At 62.8% G+C, this 14,036-nt stretch carries 14 protein-coding genes and 2 pseudogenes; 5 read left to right on the top strand and 11 right to left on the bottom strand.

Annotated features, from left to right (window positions below):
* Positions 1–106 precede the first annotated feature (106 nt).
* The 3 genes from LJ656_RS23700 to LJ656_RS23690 all read right to left on the bottom strand — a co-directional run bounded on the left by LJ656_RS23700 (position 107) and on the right by LJ656_RS23690 (position 3,893).
* The gene (locus LJ656_RS23700; protein WP_230511942.1) at positions 107–1,426 is read right to left on the bottom strand and encodes an MFS transporter; all 1,320 of its coding nucleotides are present in this window, start codon (positions 1,424–1,426) and stop codon (positions 107–109) included.
* 69 nt (positions 1,427–1,495) lie between these two features.
* A complete protein-coding gene (locus LJ656_RS23695) occupies positions 1,496–2,998 on the bottom strand; it encodes an amidase (RefSeq protein ID WP_230511941.1) in 1,503 nt (500 codons plus the stop codon).
* Positions 2,999–3,161: 163 nt separating this feature from the next.
* Positions 3,162–3,893 carry a transporter substrate-binding domain-containing protein gene (locus LJ656_RS23690; RefSeq protein WP_230511940.1) on the bottom strand — a complete coding sequence of 244 codons (732 nt, stop codon included), beginning with the start codon at positions 3,891–3,893 and terminating at the stop codon, positions 3,162–3,164.
* 826 nt (positions 3,894–4,719) lie between these two features.
* On the opposite strand from LJ656_RS23690, the gene LJ656_RS23685 reads away from it, so the two are divergent.
* The 4 genes from LJ656_RS23685 to LJ656_RS23670 are packed head-to-tail and all read left to right on the top strand — an operon-like array spanning position 4,720 to position 9,418.
* A complete protein-coding gene (locus LJ656_RS23685) occupies positions 4,720–5,847 on the top strand; it encodes a sugar ABC transporter substrate-binding protein (RefSeq protein WP_425605994.1) in 1,128 nt (375 codons plus the stop codon).
* Between the two features lie 36 nt (positions 5,848–5,883).
* Entirely contained in the window at positions 5,884–7,458 is a 1,575-nt protein-coding gene (locus tag LJ656_RS23680; protein ID WP_230511938.1) for a sugar ABC transporter ATP-binding protein, read from the top strand.
* Positions 7,455–8,435, top strand: coding sequence for an ABC transporter permease (locus LJ656_RS23675; protein WP_230511937.1), 981 nt, complete (start codon positions 7,455–7,457; stop codon positions 8,433–8,435). The genes LJ656_RS23680 and LJ656_RS23675 overlap by 4 nt, the downstream gene beginning before the upstream one ends.
* Complete coding sequence (locus tag LJ656_RS23670) at positions 8,432–9,418, top strand: ABC transporter permease (RefSeq protein ID WP_230511936.1); 987 nt, start codon at positions 8,432–8,434, stop codon at positions 9,416–9,418. Before LJ656_RS23675 ends, LJ656_RS23670 begins: the two co-directional genes overlap by 4 nt.
* 250 nt (positions 9,419–9,668) lie before the next feature.
* Here LJ656_RS23670 and LJ656_RS23665 read toward each other — a convergent pair.
* The 6 genes and pseudogenes from LJ656_RS23665 to LJ656_RS23635 all read right to left on the bottom strand — a co-directional run.
* Positions 9,669–9,805: pseudogene (locus LJ656_RS23665) on the bottom strand (integrase); the annotation flags it as partial.
* 3 nt (positions 9,806–9,808) lie between these two features.
* Positions 9,809–10,078, bottom strand: coding sequence for a hypothetical protein (locus tag LJ656_RS23660; RefSeq protein WP_230511935.1), 270 nt, complete (start codon positions 10,076–10,078; stop codon positions 9,809–9,811).
* A 42-nt stretch (positions 10,079–10,120) separates the two neighbouring features.
* The gene (locus tag LJ656_RS23655; RefSeq protein ID WP_329958897.1) at positions 10,121–10,297 is read right to left on the bottom strand and encodes a hypothetical protein; all 177 of its coding nucleotides are present in this window, start codon (positions 10,295–10,297) and stop codon (positions 10,121–10,123) included.
* Positions 10,298–10,699: 402 nt separating this feature from the next.
* Positions 10,700–10,801 (bottom strand): annotated as a pseudogene (locus LJ656_RS23645) (aromatic alcohol reductase); the annotation flags it as partial.
* A 7-nt stretch (positions 10,802–10,808) separates the two neighbouring features.
* Complete coding sequence (locus LJ656_RS23640; protein ID WP_230511934.1) at positions 10,809–11,420, bottom strand: DUF4865 family protein; 612 nt, start codon at positions 11,418–11,420, stop codon at positions 10,809–10,811.
* 239 nt (positions 11,421–11,659) lie between these two features.
* Positions 11,660–11,869: a hypothetical protein gene (locus tag LJ656_RS23635; protein ID WP_230511933.1), complete on the bottom strand. Its 210-nt coding sequence runs from the start codon at positions 11,867–11,869 to the stop codon at positions 11,660–11,662.
* Positions 11,870–12,040: 171 nt separating this feature from the next.
* Here LJ656_RS23635 and LJ656_RS23630 point away from each other — a divergent pair, with 171 nt between their 5' ends.
* Positions 12,041–12,934, top strand: coding sequence for a LysR family transcriptional regulator (locus LJ656_RS23630; protein ID WP_230511932.1), 894 nt, complete (start codon positions 12,041–12,043; stop codon positions 12,932–12,934).
* 134 nt (positions 12,935–13,068) lie between these two features.
* Here LJ656_RS23630 and LJ656_RS34900 read toward each other — a convergent pair whose 3' ends face one another.
* Together LJ656_RS34900 and LJ656_RS23620 are read right to left on the bottom strand one after the other, a co-directional pair.
* Positions 13,069–13,524, bottom strand: coding sequence for a helix-turn-helix transcriptional regulator (locus tag LJ656_RS34900; protein ID WP_268998750.1), 456 nt, complete (start codon positions 13,522–13,524; stop codon positions 13,069–13,071).
* Positions 13,525–13,571: 47 nt separating this feature from the next.
* Positions 13,572–14,012, bottom strand: coding sequence for a cupin domain-containing protein (locus tag LJ656_RS23620; RefSeq protein WP_268998749.1), 441 nt, complete (start codon positions 14,010–14,012; stop codon positions 13,572–13,574).
* Positions 14,013–14,036: the final 24 nt, after the last annotated feature.

Raw genomic sequence — 14,036 nt, 5'->3', positions numbered from 1 at the left:
CTCTCCGGCCGCACCGTTCGATTTAGTATGTTGTATACAGTAATAAGTAAAAAAAAACAGACAATAAAAAACTTCGGGGTTATTGCTGCGCTTCGCTGAGATTGGATCAACGCGAAGTGCCCTTCGCGATGATTGCGTGGCTCCCAGCGGCGCTATGCGCGGACGCGCCGGTAGCGGCGTCGGCTTCGACGGCGTCGAGCGCGATGCCATTGGTTTCAGGCAACATCAGCGCGGCGAGCACCACGAAGCAATAGCCGACGCCAGCCACGAGCGGAATCGCGAACGTCAGCGTGAGATGGCCGCTCGCGAGCCAGCCCGCCGCGAACGGGAACACCGAGCCGATCACCCGACCCACGTTGTATGCGACGCCGTAGCCGGTCGCGCGGATCGCGTTCGGATAGGTCTCGGCGATGGTCGCGGCCACGCCGGAGAACGTCCCCTGCATCAGCACGCCGAGCAGAAAACCGAGTAGCAGCATGACCGGCGTGGGCGCGTCGATCATCATGTACGCGATGCTCATCGCGAACGCGCCCGCCGCGAAGAGGATGTACGTGGGGCGTCGTCCGAAACGGTCGGTCGCCCATGCGCCCAGCGCGTAACCGGCCAGCGAGCCGCCGATCGTCACCGCGAGCCACACGCCGGTGCCCGTCACGGAAAGGCCGCGCTCCGACTTGAGCCACATCGGCATCCACGTCGCGATCGCGTAGTAGGAGCCGAGCATGCCGCCCGACAACAGGCTGCACCACAACGTGCGCGCGGCGAGCCGGCCGCCGAACACCGCGCGCAACGCCTCGCCCGCGCTGGTGTTGCGGCGCGCCGCGACCGTGCGGTCGAACGATTCCGGCTCGCGCAGATTGCGGCGCAGCCACACCACCAGCAGCGCGGGCAGAATGCCGACGAACAGACACGCGCGCCACGCCCACTGCGGCGGCAGCCAGTTGAACAGCACGCTATACGCGAGCGCGGCGCCGGCCCAGCCGAACGAATAGCTGCTCGCCGTGAAGCCGGAGAATTTCCCGCGATGCGCGGGATTGCGGATCATCTCCGTGACCAGCACCATGCACAGCGACGACTCGCCGCCGAACCCGAGCCCCTGCACCGCGCGCAGCACCGCGAACTGGGTCGGCGAATTCGCGAATCCGGCCGCGAAGCACGACAGCGCGAACAGCGCGATGGTCCAGCGCAGGATGCGCACGCGGCCGTACCGGTCGGCGAGCAGACCGGCGCCGACCGCGCCGACCAGCGACGCGATCAAGGTCCACGTGACGATGCTGCCCGCCGTCGCCTTGCTCATCTGCCAGGTCTGCATCAGAACCGGGATGAGGAACGAATAGATCATGAAATCGTAGACGTCTACCGCGTGACCGACGAACGCGCCGGCAAACGTCTTCTTTTCGTTTTTCGACAATGAGGTGAACCAGGACATGAGCGTGGGCTCCGGGTGCGATCGAGTGAGTCGGGTTGGGCGCGCGGGATCGGCGCTAAACAGGTTTGTTTACAGTGCGGCGGGCGGTGCGTAGGCGGCGTAGCCCTCGGCTTCGAGCAGACTGGCCACCTGAATCGAGCGTAAGTCGTGATACAGCGGCGCGACGATCTGCACGCCCACCGGCAAGCCGCTCGCGGTGCGTCCTGCTGGCGCGACCGTCGACGGCAAACCGCACAGACCCGAGTGCCCGGCCCAGAACAACTGCGTGGTGAGCGGCTGCTGCTCGCCGTTCACATCGAGCGTGCGCTGCCACGGCGCGCCCTCTTCGTTGAGCGTGAATGCTGCCGTCGCCGCTACCGGACATAGCAACACATCGACGCGCGTGAAAAGCGCGCGCCACGCCGCCGCGTATTTCTCGCGCAGCGGCTGCAATTTCAGCCAGTCGCGATGACGCATCGCCGCGCCCGTGTATTGCAGCGACGCGTAGCTCGTGTCGGCGGGATCAGCGGCGTCCGCGGCGGCGAGCGCGCTCGCGAAGGCTTCGTCGCCGAGATAGCCGCACGTCGATGCGCGCAGCAGCAGCGTGTACGTGCGCAGCAACTCCACGGCGTCCAGTTGCGGACGCGCATCCCACAGCACTTGCGCACCGCGCCGCTCCAGCGCGCGGCCAAGCTCGACGATGCAGCGCTCGACTTCGGCATCCACCGGCGCGACCGGATGGTTGCTCAGTATGCCGAAGCGGATCTGATCGAGATTCTTCGCAGCGCAGCGCGGCAGCTCGAAACGCACCGCGCATGCGGCATCGGGCGGCGGGCCCATGATCGCTTCGAGCACGAGCGCGAGATCGTTCGCGCTGCGCGCAAGCGGTCCGGCAACGTTGATGTCGGGACACGTGACGCCGCCCGGCAAGCCATGTCCATCGAGCGACACGAGGCCGTGCGTGCTCTTGTGAGAGTAGATGCCGCAATAGTGCGCGGGGTTGCGGATCGACGAGCCGATGTCGGAGCCCACATCGAAAAACGCCATGCCGGTACTCACCGCCGCCGCGCTGCCGCCGGACGAGCCGCCCGGCGTGCGCGCGAGATCATGCGGATTGCGCGTGGTGCCGTAGATGTCGTTGTAGCTTTGCCAGTCGCGCAGCCATAACGGCACATTAGTCTTGCCGAGCAGCACCGCGCCGGCATCGCTCAGACGCTGCACGACGGCGGCATCGCGCGCGGCGATGTTGTCGCGGAACGCGGGATCGCCCACCGTGGTCGGCCAGCCGGCGACGTCGAACGACTCCTTGATCGTGAACGGCACGCCGTGCAATGGACCGCGCGGGCGGCCCGCCGCGAGTTCTTCGTCGCGCTGCCTCGCAATCGCGTGCGCGCGCTCGAAGTCGTTCAGCACGACGGCATTGACCCGCGGGTTAGCCTCGCGCCACGCAGCTTCGCACGCGGCAACCAGCTCCTGGGAACTGACTTCGTGACAGCGCAGCGCGGCCGCTGCGCGCGCAGCCGACGCATAGCGCCACGCTTGCGCGGGCTGTCCCGTTTCGAGGCGGGCGACGTTCTCTGCGAGATTGGACATGGGGCGTTCACTTTGCAGTATTTTGTATACCGTCTCAGGACAAATTTGCGTTGTCAAGTGTTCGCGGAGGGATGCTGGGGGACGCTGATGTGCGGCGGCGGTCCGTATTGATCGACCCCGGAGCCGCGGCCATTACACTTCATGGCCAAAGTCCGTCCCACACTCATCGAGCGAGGACGGGATCAATCTCATTGCGTGTCAGGCCGAATTTCGCCATGCGAGCGCGATGGTCTGGCGAGCCGAGATATGAACGAAGCTGTGCGTTTACAGCATTGAGCAGAGCGCTGTTTCCTCTGTTAAACGAAAACGCTCCGAACGGAAGCTCTCGTTGCTGGCGATTTGTTCCCGGCTTGTGCTCCGCGGCCTCGAGCACCGAACCGCCGATACGATCCGCCAGTATGCGGTTTCCCAAGGCCGTGCTCGCGTACGCATCGATCGCCCCCGAGCGAAGGGCGTCGATAGCATCGGCCTGATGCTCGAAGATTTCTATCTGATCTTCACTTACGCCTGACGCTCTCGCCGAATCGTGCTGCACCTGACTGGCAATGATGCCGAGGCGCGCATCGTCGCGTTTGGCGAGTGACGCATAGCTGTTGAGCGCTTTCGGATTTCCGGCCCGAACCAGAAACCCGTCCCCTACCGCCCATACGGGCACGCTGAACGCGACCCGATTGGCACGTTCAGGCGTAACGAACAACGGAACATTCACATCCCAGCGGCCGGCTTCAACGCCGGGCAACAATTCACTGAATGTCGTCAGGCGATGCTCGATCCGGGTGATTCCGATCGCCCGAAGAACCACTTCGGCCAGTTCAATGTCCGCGCCAGTTGCGATACGGTCGGCTGTCGTCCAACCGAACGGAGGTTCCTCGATGTACGCGATCGTTACCTTCATAGCTGCTTCTCTCGAAATGGGAACGGCCATCAAAACTGGAGCCGATTGTTGACAATTTAACTTACAGACGCGAGCGTCGCTTCCTGGCCCGACTAGCGCCCGACGACTGATTGCGATTATCACTTCGGGCACTGTTTTTTAAACCGACCTGCTCCGGCCAGACAACTTTCTCCAAACCGGTCAGTCAGCCAGATCCAGATTTTGCAACTGGGGTGCCAGTGAGCGGCCGTTGGCGGCCTCACCTTATCGGCCATCGGCTGCCCTCGACGCAATATGCGAATGCGTCACTCCAACGGCCGGTTCGCTCCGAAGCTCGCCAGATGATTGAAGGTGAACAAGTAGACGATCGCGATCTTTGGGTCGATAGCCGGGCCCGGTCGGCCGCGACCGCGTCGGCGGCTGGGTCAGTTGATGCGTGCGAAAGATCGCCCATCTGCGGCGCTCGAAATGGTCGAAGCCAGGGTGGCGACCGCTGAACTTCGTCAAAATGGCACCCCCGTCTCCGTGCAGCGCCGCCTCCGTTCACGGCAGCACAGTCCTTACCCAGCGAAGGTGTCAGCCCCGGTCGCCCGGTGCGTTCGACTCACTGGTAAACCACTATCGCGCGTGGATTGGTATGCCAGTACTGTCAGACGGGAACGCGTATGCGCACGCCCTTCTTTTCCGTTCGAGGAGGCGCCGTTGAAAAGCTCCTCCTGCATGTCCGATCCAGTCCCGCCATAGCAACTCCGCAAGGTTCCGTGCTTCACGCACACCGTGCCGGCAGTCCACGACCAGCCATGTGCGCAGGCCATCGGTACGTCCGGTCGAACAAAAAGGAGGCAACATGCTTTCAGGAATCCATTCGCTTCGAGCGGCGGCGAGCGCCGCATTGGCGCTCTGCGCAAGCGGGGCTTTCGCGCAGGCTTCGATCGTTTCAGGGCCGTCCAGCGATCCCACCTGCATGGTCCCCTGGAAGAGCGACACGAAATTCATCAAGTATCCGAAGAAGAACGCGCCTTACCGGATTGCACTCGTGAACGGCTATATCGCGAACACCTGGCGAATCCAGATGATCAGGACGGCCAAGGCCTACACTGCGCAACCTGCCGTTGCCGCCAAGCTCAAGGAATTCAAGGTCGTCTCGACCGGCGAGGACGTTCCGGCGCAGATCTCGGCCGTCAACAACTTCATCGATGCCGGCTACGACGCCGTCATTGTGAACGCGCAGAATCCCTCCTCATTCGGCCCCGCGATCCGCCGCGCGAAGAACGCCGGTGTGGTGCTGGTCGCTTTCGACAACACGCTCGACAGCGCAGACGCGATCAACGTCAACGTCGACCAGTATGGGCTCGGCGCGCTGTGGGCCAAATGGCTCGCGAGCCACCTGCCGAACGGAGGCAAGGTGCTCGAAGTTCGCGGGGTGGCGGGCACGTCGGTTGACACGGACCGGCACAATGGTTTCACAAAAACGCTGGACGACACCGGCAAGAAGTGGAACGTCGTCCAGGTCTACGGCAAGTGGGACGACGGGGTCGCGCAAAAAGCCGCCGCCGACGCGATTGCCGTGCAGGGTCATTTCGATGGCATATCGGCGCAAGGCGGCGACACGGGCGTCGTGCGCGCGATGATCGATGCGAAACACCCGTTCGTGCCTTTCGGCGGCGAGACGGAGAACGGCTTTCGCAAGTTCTGCGCGCAGTATGGGAGCCAGGGCCTGAAATGTACGTCGGCGGGCACCGGGCCCGCGCAGGTGGCCGTGGCGATCAAGACGGCACTCGCTGCACTGGATGGCCAGACGATTCCCGTGGCGATCAAGCTGCCGCTCGACGTCACCGACGATTCGATGCTGAAGTCGGGCGTCAACTATTTTCCGAACGACTCCGACAACTTTTTCGTCGGCAACTCGTTTCCGACATGCGGCATCAATTTCTCTGCGCAGGAAATCATGAAGCAGAACCAGGGCAACCAGTGACCGGATGATGGCCCGCGCTGTGACCGGAGACGAAGCATGCTGCAGGATGCAGAGCAGCCGTTCTTTCAGATGTCTGGCGTGTCTAAAAGCTACGGCGGCGCCGTCGCGCTGGATTGCGCCGAACTCACGGTGCGCAAAAGCCGCATTCACGCGATCCTCGGCGAGAACGGCGCGGGCAAGTCCACGTTGCTGAAAGTGATGTCCGGCGTCGTGCAGCCGGACGAGGGCACGATGCATTTCGATGGCCGGGAGGTCTCCTTCGGGTCGCCAGCCGAGGCGAACGCGGCCGGTATCTTCTGCGTGTATCAGGAACTGTCGCTGATCCCCGACTTGAGCGTGGCGGATAACATCTACGCTGCGAACCCGCCGCGACGTTTCGGAATGATCGACCGGCGGGCCCAACGCCGCCAGGCCGAGGAGGCGCTCGCGCAAGCGGGCGCCGCCGACATCAATCCGCTTACGAAAGTCCGGGACCTGCCGCTGTCGCGTCAGCAGATGGTCGAGCTCGCGAAGGCGCTGGCACAGGCGCCGCGCATTTTGATCCTCGACGAAGCCACCTCTGCGCTGACCGCGGCCGACGTCGCGCGCGTGATCGAGGTGCTGAAACGTCTGCGCGAAGAGGGGCTCGCGCTGCTGTTCATCTCGCACCGCATGCACGAGGTCAAGGCGCTCGCCGACGAATGCACGGTCTACCGGAACGGTCGCCATGTGATGAGCTTCGAAGCTGGCACGCGCTCCGACAACGAGGTTGTCGAAATGATGATCGGCCGGAAGTACCAGCATGTGTTTCCTGCCAAACCCGAGGCCAAACCGGCGGACCAGCCCGCGGACGCCCGCAGCACCGCGTCGGTTCTCGCCTGTCATGATCTCGCATGGAGCGATACGCTGCGGGGCATCAGCTTTTCGTTGCAGCCCGGTGAAATCCTCGGACTGGGCGGCCTCGAAGGACAAGGCCAGCGCGAACTGCTGCTCGCGCTGTTTGGCGTGTTGCGCGGCTGCGCTGGCAAGATCGAGATCAACGGCAAAGCCGTGTCGATCGGGAGCCCGACGGCCGCGCGCGCCAACGAAATCGGCATGGCGCTGATACCCGAGGACCGCAAGACCGAAGGCTTGATGCTGCCGATGTCGGTACGCGAGAATCTGTCGTTTGCCGCACTCGACCGCATGTCCACCTTGGGCATAATCGATCGCGGCCGCCAGCAGTCGCTCGTCGAGCAGATGATAGAGCTCCTTGCGATCAAGTCGTTCAGCGTCGACGCGCCCGTGGGCTCGCTGTCGGGCGGCAATCAGCAGAAGGTCGTCATCGCGAAGTGGCTGATGCGGCAGCCGAGAATCCTGCTGCTCAGCGACCCGACGCGCGGTATCGACGTCGGCACCAAGCAGGAGCTCTACCAGCTGCTCAGGCGTCTTGCCGACCAAGGCGCCGCGATCGTCTTCTATTCGACCGACTATGACGAGCTGATCGGCTGCTGCGACCGCGTGCTCGTACTGTACGAAGGCAGGATCAAGATGGAACTCGTTGGCTCGGCGATCACCGAGCAGAACCTGATTGCCAGTGCTCTCGACCTGCCCGTCGGACAGATTGTGCCTTCCACGGGGGTGGCGCGATGAGCGGGCTGCGTTACTGGTATGCGGATAATCGCGGAGCGCTGTTCGCGTTCGGCCTGTTCGTGGTGATGTTCGCGATCTATCTCGTCAACTATCCGTCGGCGTTGTCGGCCAACGTATTTCAGACGGCAGCGAACAAAGCGGTACTACTTGCGCTCGTCTCGATGGGGCAGGCGCTCGTCGTGCTGACCGCCGGCATCGACCTGTCGATCGGCATGATGCTGGTGCTGACCAATTGCATTGGATCGTGGATCGTCACGGGCGACTCGCTGCACAGCGCGCTCGGCATCGCCGGTGTGCTGGGGGCGGGGGCACTGTGCGGCGCGCTGAACGGCGTGATCGTCATTTTCGGCCGACTGCAGCCGATCGTGACGACGATTGCGACGGGCGCCGTCTACTACGGATTGGCGCTGTTGCTGCGCCCAGTGCCAGGCGGGTCGATCAACGAGGACCTCGCCGACGCACTGACGGGCAAGGTCGCCGGCGTTCTGCCAGCGAGCCTGGTGATTCTGCTCGCCGCGATCGTGGTCGTCTGGATTCCTTTCAAACGCACGGCAATCGGGCGAGCGGCATACGCGACCGGGTCGTCCGAACCCGCGGCCTTCCTGTCCGGTATGCCGATCCGACGCGCGAAGTTCGCGAGCTATACGCTGGCTGGCCTCCTCGCGGCAGTCGGCGGCCTGTTTCTGACGTTCTTCACGGACACCGGCGAAGCGAGCCTCGGCAGCGCGAACTCATACACGCTGTTTTCGATCGCCGCAGTCGTGATCGGCGGCGTGTCGCTGCTCGGCGGCAAGGGCAGCGCGATCGGCGCGATCTTCGGCGCATTCGCATTCCGTTGCATCGGCGATCTGCTGTTTGTGTTCAACGTCGATGCGCTGTGGCAGCCGCTATTTCAGGGCATGATTCTTCTGCTTGCTGTCGCGATCGGCGCGTGCGGATTGTTCAGGGTGCGCAACCGTCTGGAGTGGTTTCAATGAGCCACGCTTCCGCGACCGGCCGTACCACGTTCGTGTCGCGGCTCGCCCGCAGAATCGACAAACCGATCGTGATCGCATTCGCGTGCATCGGCGCGTTGCTGCTCGTCGGCGGGATGTTTTCGCGCAACTTCACGTCGCCTGAATACATCCTGCTGCAACTGAAGGTCGGCGCATTCCTCGGCATCATTGCGACCGGCCTGATGATGGTGATCCTGCTCGGCCACATCGACCTGTCGCTGCCGTGGACGATCACCGTCGGCGCGATGATGGCGTGCGCGGTCGCGGGGCAAGGCGATCTCGGGCGCGTCCTCGCGATTCCGGTCGGCATCGGTTGCGGCGTGCTGGTCGGCATCGTCAACGGCATCCTCGTCGCACTGCTGCGCATTCCGTCGATGATCGCGACGCTTGCAACCAATGCAGTCGCGCAGGGCATCATGATCGTCTATACGGGCGGATCATCGCCGCAGGATTCCGCGCCGGAGGTGATGCGCTGGCTCGCGGCGGGCTGGCTCCTACCGGGCGTGCCGAATGCCGTCGCGTTATGGGTGGTGATCGGCGGCGTCACGATGTTCCTGCTGTCGCGCACGACCTTCGGCCGCGCGCTTTACGCGATCGGCAATACCGAGCGCGCGGCGTATCTTTCTGGCATCGATACGCGGCTCGTCACGGTGACCGCCTTCGCCGTGTGCAGCGCGTTCGCCGCGTTCGGCGGCGTATTGCTCGCGGCCTATGCGTCGAAGGCCGCGCAGTCTATGGGCGATGCTTACCTGTTGCCGGCGATTGCGGCGGTCGTGCTCGGCGGAACGTCGATTTTGGGCGGACGCGGTTCATACCTGGGCACGGTGGCCGGTGCGATCCTCATCACACTGCTGCAGTCGATCCTCTCGGTCGCGCAGATACCGGAGGCGGGGCGTCAGATCATCTACGGCGTGGTGATTGCTGCGATGCTCCTTCTGTATGGGCGAAGCAAGCGAGAGGCGTAGGTCGAGCCGCTGGCCGTACATGGACGCCCCCGGTTTTGCCAGGCTTTCAGTACGCGATGACTGGAAGGTAGATTGCAACCGTACATTCGGACTTTCGCTGCGGCTGCGCCGCTGTTCCTGATGGGTTTCGCTGGTCGGATCCCCGTCAGTTTGACGCACTAAAAGGTGCTCGGTCATTGTCGAGCTTTGCCAACCACGGTCTAACCTGGACTGCCATCACTTCATGATCGCCTAAGCAATCGGAGGAATCTTCTGCTTGCCCAGCCATCTCTAGCGCATCATCGACCTCATCCCGAGGTATCGAACCGTGCTCTCCAGCTTCGTATGGCAGAGCAGTGACCGCACTGCCCTCAATTTTCTCGCGCGACGGTAAATCAGCGAAGCCTGGCACTATAACCTCGCGCTTCGCCGGGCGCGATAGTACCGCCATAACTTGACGATCGCGACATAGGCAACCGCCGCAACGATCGCTTCGATCGTTAGCCACACAGCGAAATACAAGTCGTCGGGGTCGTCGACGCCGAGCCAGTCCGAAGCACGAATCCATGCACGGGTCTCGGCTAAAGACCATTCATTGGACAGCGGTATAAAACGGATCGAAAGACGAAGCAGTCCGATGAACAGCGCGAGCTTGAGTAGCCTACGGACAAGTTTTGCCATATGTGACGACCTCGATTGTCCTGTACGCGCAACGGGTGCGAATCAGGCCCGCGAGCGGCAGGACTTGTAATGCTGCCACAACTTGACGATCGCAACATAGACAGCTGCCGCAACAATCACTTCGATCGTCAGCCACACGGCGATATACAAATCTTCGGGATCGCGGTTTTCCGCCAATCCGCCGCACGCCACCACGCGGTCGCCTCGCTCGTCGTCCACTCGCGGAAGGGCCTGACATAACGAAATGAAAGAAAAAACAGGCCGACAAACAGCGCAAGCTTAGATAGCCTACGGACAAGTGTTGCCATACGTAATGACCTCAATTCTTCCGTATGCGTTCAGCCCTGAATTGCGCGCCGGGATGGTTGTTGTGGCTAACGATGCGGCCGGAATCAGCGCAAACCATTCGCTATGAGCGGTGTCCCCGCGCCATTAATAGCCAAGGGATATAGGTGTTTGTTATCCACCAGAAACTTACCGGTAACTGTCATTGAGGTCTCCGCTCATTATGCGTACCGTTAAGTTTTGCCGATGTCACGTGGCCCCCGCAATTGGAATCGCTCTGAAGTTTGCGGAAGATCAAGCCTTTAATAGTAGTTGACGAAATAGTGGTGGGAATCTCTACTCGCTGCGACCCAAAGTAAGGTTTGCATTGATCCACGACGCCACATCGGTGACCGCAATGGCGTGGCGTTGATTGAACGTCCCACTCTTGTCCCATGCCCAAAGCTCAAACCATGCCCCGCGTCACAAGCGCCGCCTCGTCTGCGGCCACACGTGAAAGCCGCACGAGGCCCGGCGCAGCCAGATGCGCAATCTCGTACCCCACACCTTGCTCGACCTCATGCAATGGCTGCGAGCTCAAGATGAAGCGTGCCAACCGCCAGTTCTGAACGTCGAGCCCGACGACCGCGGCGATAGTGTCCGCATGCGCCGCAACCTCCGCATTGCGCGCCGTTTCACTCACACGTAACGACACCAGATCGGTCCGTTCGGGGACCGGTAGATCTTCGCGATAGATCGACAGCGCCGCGCCTGAATGACCGACCCGCACGTCAATCGGCAACCAGGTCTGGATTGGCGGACGGCCGAACGATTCGAGTACCGGCTTGAAACGCGGTCCGGTCACGAATTGCGCAACCGCGCCCTCCTCCAACCATAAATAAATCGACGTATAAGCGTTATGCTGCGCGCCGTGTCGTCCACGTTCGCGCAGTGCGAAGGCTTTGAATGCAAGTCCTTCCGTTTTATCCCAGAGGACGCCGCGATTACGGCCCCGTTCGCGGATTACCGCCATGTCATAGTCGGATGGCAGACGGTTCTCGTATTGTTTAATCAGCATGACGAAGACTCACAAGGCAGGAGTTGAGAGCTTGCCAGTGCCCGTCCATGCTCTCAATGCTGCGGCCCATATAACTGTGATGACGAAGTCGAATCGTCGACGCTGGCGTCGCGTCGCCGAACCGCACCGCAGCGAGCTTCGCTCGTGCATGGCTGCAGCGATGAGTGCAGCGCTCTTTTGCAACGGAATAAGCTCGCGCGCATCGCTGATGGACAGAACACAGCTCACGGCGTTTGCGCTCAAAGCACGCGAAGCGCCACACACACGGCTCCCGTCGCAGCGGCGATGATCGCAGCGCCGGTGCACAGGCCAAGCAGATGGGCGAGCACGATCTGCCGCGCGTCGAGCGGATCGCGTTCGTGCTCCGGCAGATAGGACGCATACCGCGCAGAGGAGTGATTCGGCGGCTCAGCGGTATGCTCGGCGAGGGCTTGCGCGATGTCGGACATGACGTCGATACTCGATGGATCAGAAATGATTTGATGTTCGCGTCGCACGTTAAACGTGATCGCGACGCCTGCTTGCTCGATGCAGCGGATGCGATTAGCGTGTCATAAGACACGGCGCGCTTGAACCGGCTGGCACATATTTCAGTGATGACGGAATCGAATGGGACGCTCATGAAGACACTCGACTTCGAAGCAGTACAGGCATTTGTGCTGGTAGCGGATCTACGCAGCTTCACGAGAGCCGCCGATGCGCTAAACAGCACGCAATCCGCGATCAGCCTGAAGCTCAAACGGCTCGAAGAACGTTTAGGCCATCGGCTGATCGAACGCACGCCGCGCATGGTGCGGCTATCGCCGAAGGGCGAGATCTTTCTGCAGGCCGCTCGAAATCTACTCGGCGCGCACGACGACGCACTCGGGTCGCTCGAACGCAAACGCGCGACACTGAAGGTTGGGATCTCTCATCACATCGTCGGTGGTGAATTGCCGGTGCTGCTGCGGCACATCCATAGCGCCGACCCCGGGCTGCTGGTGGAGATGCGGGTGGCAAGCTCACGCGAGCTCGAGGCTCAGTTCGATCGCGGTGCGCTCGACGCCGCACTGGTGCTGCGCCACGACGACAGCCGTCGCGACGGCGACTCGCTGCTCGTCGAACCGTTCGGCTGGATGGCCGTCCCCGACTGGATCCATCACGCGGATGAGCCGCTCAGGCTTGCCACGCAGGCCCACCCGTGCCGGGTGCGGGCAATGGCCGTCGGCGCGCTCGACGAAGCGCGCGTGCCGTGGGTCGAAGTGTTCGTCGGCGGCGGCGTCGCGACGATCGGCGCGGCCGTGCAGGCAGGTCTCGCGATCGCGGCGCTCGCGTTGCGGGTAGCTCCGCCAGGCACAATCGATGTCGGCCCGCGCCTGGGCTTGCCCCCTCTGCCGTCGCGCGAGGTGGTGTTGTATTCATCGACCTCGGACCGGCAACTCAAAGCAGCGCTGCGCACGCTGGTCAGCGCGTTTCGCTCGCAGCCGGCGAACGCCACCGCGGCCGCTCCGCAAACTGCGGAAGCGGCGTCATGACGAACGTAGTGCGGAGCGCGCCGCGCGCAGCTATTTCTGCATGCCTGCCTCGATCTACACCGGTGTGAGCCCCGGATTCGCCGCATCGGCAAGTGCGCCGCCAGCGGAACCGCGCTGCCAGGTGTTGGGGCTCTTTAATCTGACGGCTTACCAGCACTACGCGGCGTAGTGGCGAACGCGCGCCGATAGGCATGCGTGAACGCGCTTTGCGATGCATAGCCGACGGCGCTTGCCACTCGCGCGACGTTGTCCTCTCCGTTGGCGAGCAGCGCGCGTGCACGCGCAAGTCGCCAGGACCTGAGGTAATCGAGAGGTGGCCGACCCACCGTCCGCGTGAAAAGAGACGCGAACGCCGAGCGCGACATGCCGGCCGCGGCCGCAAGGCGCGCGACCGTCCAAGGCTCGGCGATGTCGTTATGGATAAGGGTAAGGGCGCGCCCCAGACGCGGCTCGGCCAGCGCGTCCAGCCAGCCGCCAGGGACCGGGCTGACGGGGCGTGCCCGGATCGCCTCGATCATCAGCACTTCCGAAAGCCGGGTGACCACCGTATCCGATCCAATCGCATTGCGCACGAGTTCGGCATCGAGCAACTTGAGTACGGCTGCAACACTTGCCGCGCCTCCAGGCGAACGTGGGACTACCGCAAAGGCTGAAGCATATCGAGCAGGAAGCCGGCATTTTCCCGCGCTACGGCGATTCCTCCACCCAGCATGATCGTGTCGTCGCCGTTAAGACGCAGACTGCTTTGCGCCATCGGTTCGTAGAACTGCATACCGTCGATGGATGGCACGCCGGGATGGCTGGCCACGGTATAGGACGTGCGACCGATCAGGCAGACGTCGCCCGCGTTCAGGAACTCTCCAACGTGGCCCGGCCGTTCTATCCAGCATGCCCCCTTCAAAACGGCGACAAATTTCAGGCGCTCCCGCTCGGGAAACGCAAGTGCCCAATCGCCTGCGGCTTCGAGGCGCGTCGGACGGGTGGCCCGCGCATCGAGCAGTGCCAGCGCATCGGAGAACGGGTCGTGGGGGGATTTGGACGATCGCGACAAACTCATGGTGACCCGAGCATAGACCATCTTTTGATGTCCATGTTTAACTTC

This window comes from Paraburkholderia sejongensis (assembly GCF_020880815.1).
GTDB lineage: Bacteria > Pseudomonadota > Gammaproteobacteria > Burkholderiales > Burkholderiaceae > Paraburkholderia > Paraburkholderia sejongensis.
The sequence above is the reverse complement of the archived record's forward strand: the minus strand, read 5'-3'. Positions and strand labels throughout refer to the sequence as shown.

Bases quoted from the DNA above. Each gene is read 5' to 3' on its own strand.
- LJ656_RS23700 (WP_230511942.1), bottom strand. From the start codon at position 1,426: ATGTCCTGGTTCACCTCATTGTCGAAAAACGAAAAGAAGACGTTTGCC.
- LJ656_RS23695 (WP_230511941.1), bottom strand. From the start codon at position 2,998: ATGTCCAATCTCGCAGAGAACGTCGCCCGCCTCGAAACGGGACAGCCC.
- LJ656_RS23690 (WP_230511940.1), bottom strand. From the start codon at position 3,893: ATGAAGGTAACGATCGCGTACATCGAGGAACCTCCGTTCGGTTGGACG.
- LJ656_RS23685 (WP_425605994.1), top strand. From the start codon at position 4,720: ATGCTTTCAGGAATCCATTCGCTTCGAGCGGCGGCGAGCGCCGCATTG.
- LJ656_RS23680 (WP_230511938.1), top strand. From the start codon at position 5,884: ATGCTGCAGGATGCAGAGCAGCCGTTCTTTCAGATGTCTGGCGTGTCT.
- LJ656_RS23675 (WP_230511937.1), top strand. From the start codon at position 7,455: ATGAGCGGGCTGCGTTACTGGTATGCGGATAATCGCGGAGCGCTGTTC.
- LJ656_RS23670 (WP_230511936.1), top strand. From the start codon at position 8,432: ATGAGCCACGCTTCCGCGACCGGCCGTACCACGTTCGTGTCGCGGCTC.
- LJ656_RS23660 (WP_230511935.1), bottom strand. From the start codon at position 10,078: ATGGCAAAACTTGTCCGTAGGCTACTCAAGCTCGCGCTGTTCATCGGA.
- LJ656_RS23640 (WP_230511934.1), bottom strand. From the start codon at position 11,420: ATGCTGATTAAACAATACGAGAACCGTCTGCCATCCGACTATGACATG.
- LJ656_RS23635 (WP_230511933.1), bottom strand. From the start codon at position 11,869: ATGTCCGACATCGCGCAAGCCCTCGCCGAGCATACCGCTGAGCCGCCG.
- LJ656_RS23630 (WP_230511932.1), top strand. From the start codon at position 12,041: ATGAAGACACTCGACTTCGAAGCAGTACAGGCATTTGTGCTGGTAGCG.
- LJ656_RS23620 (WP_268998749.1), bottom strand. From the start codon at position 14,012: ATGGTCTATGCTCGGGTCACCATGAGTTTGTCGCGATCGTCCAAATCC.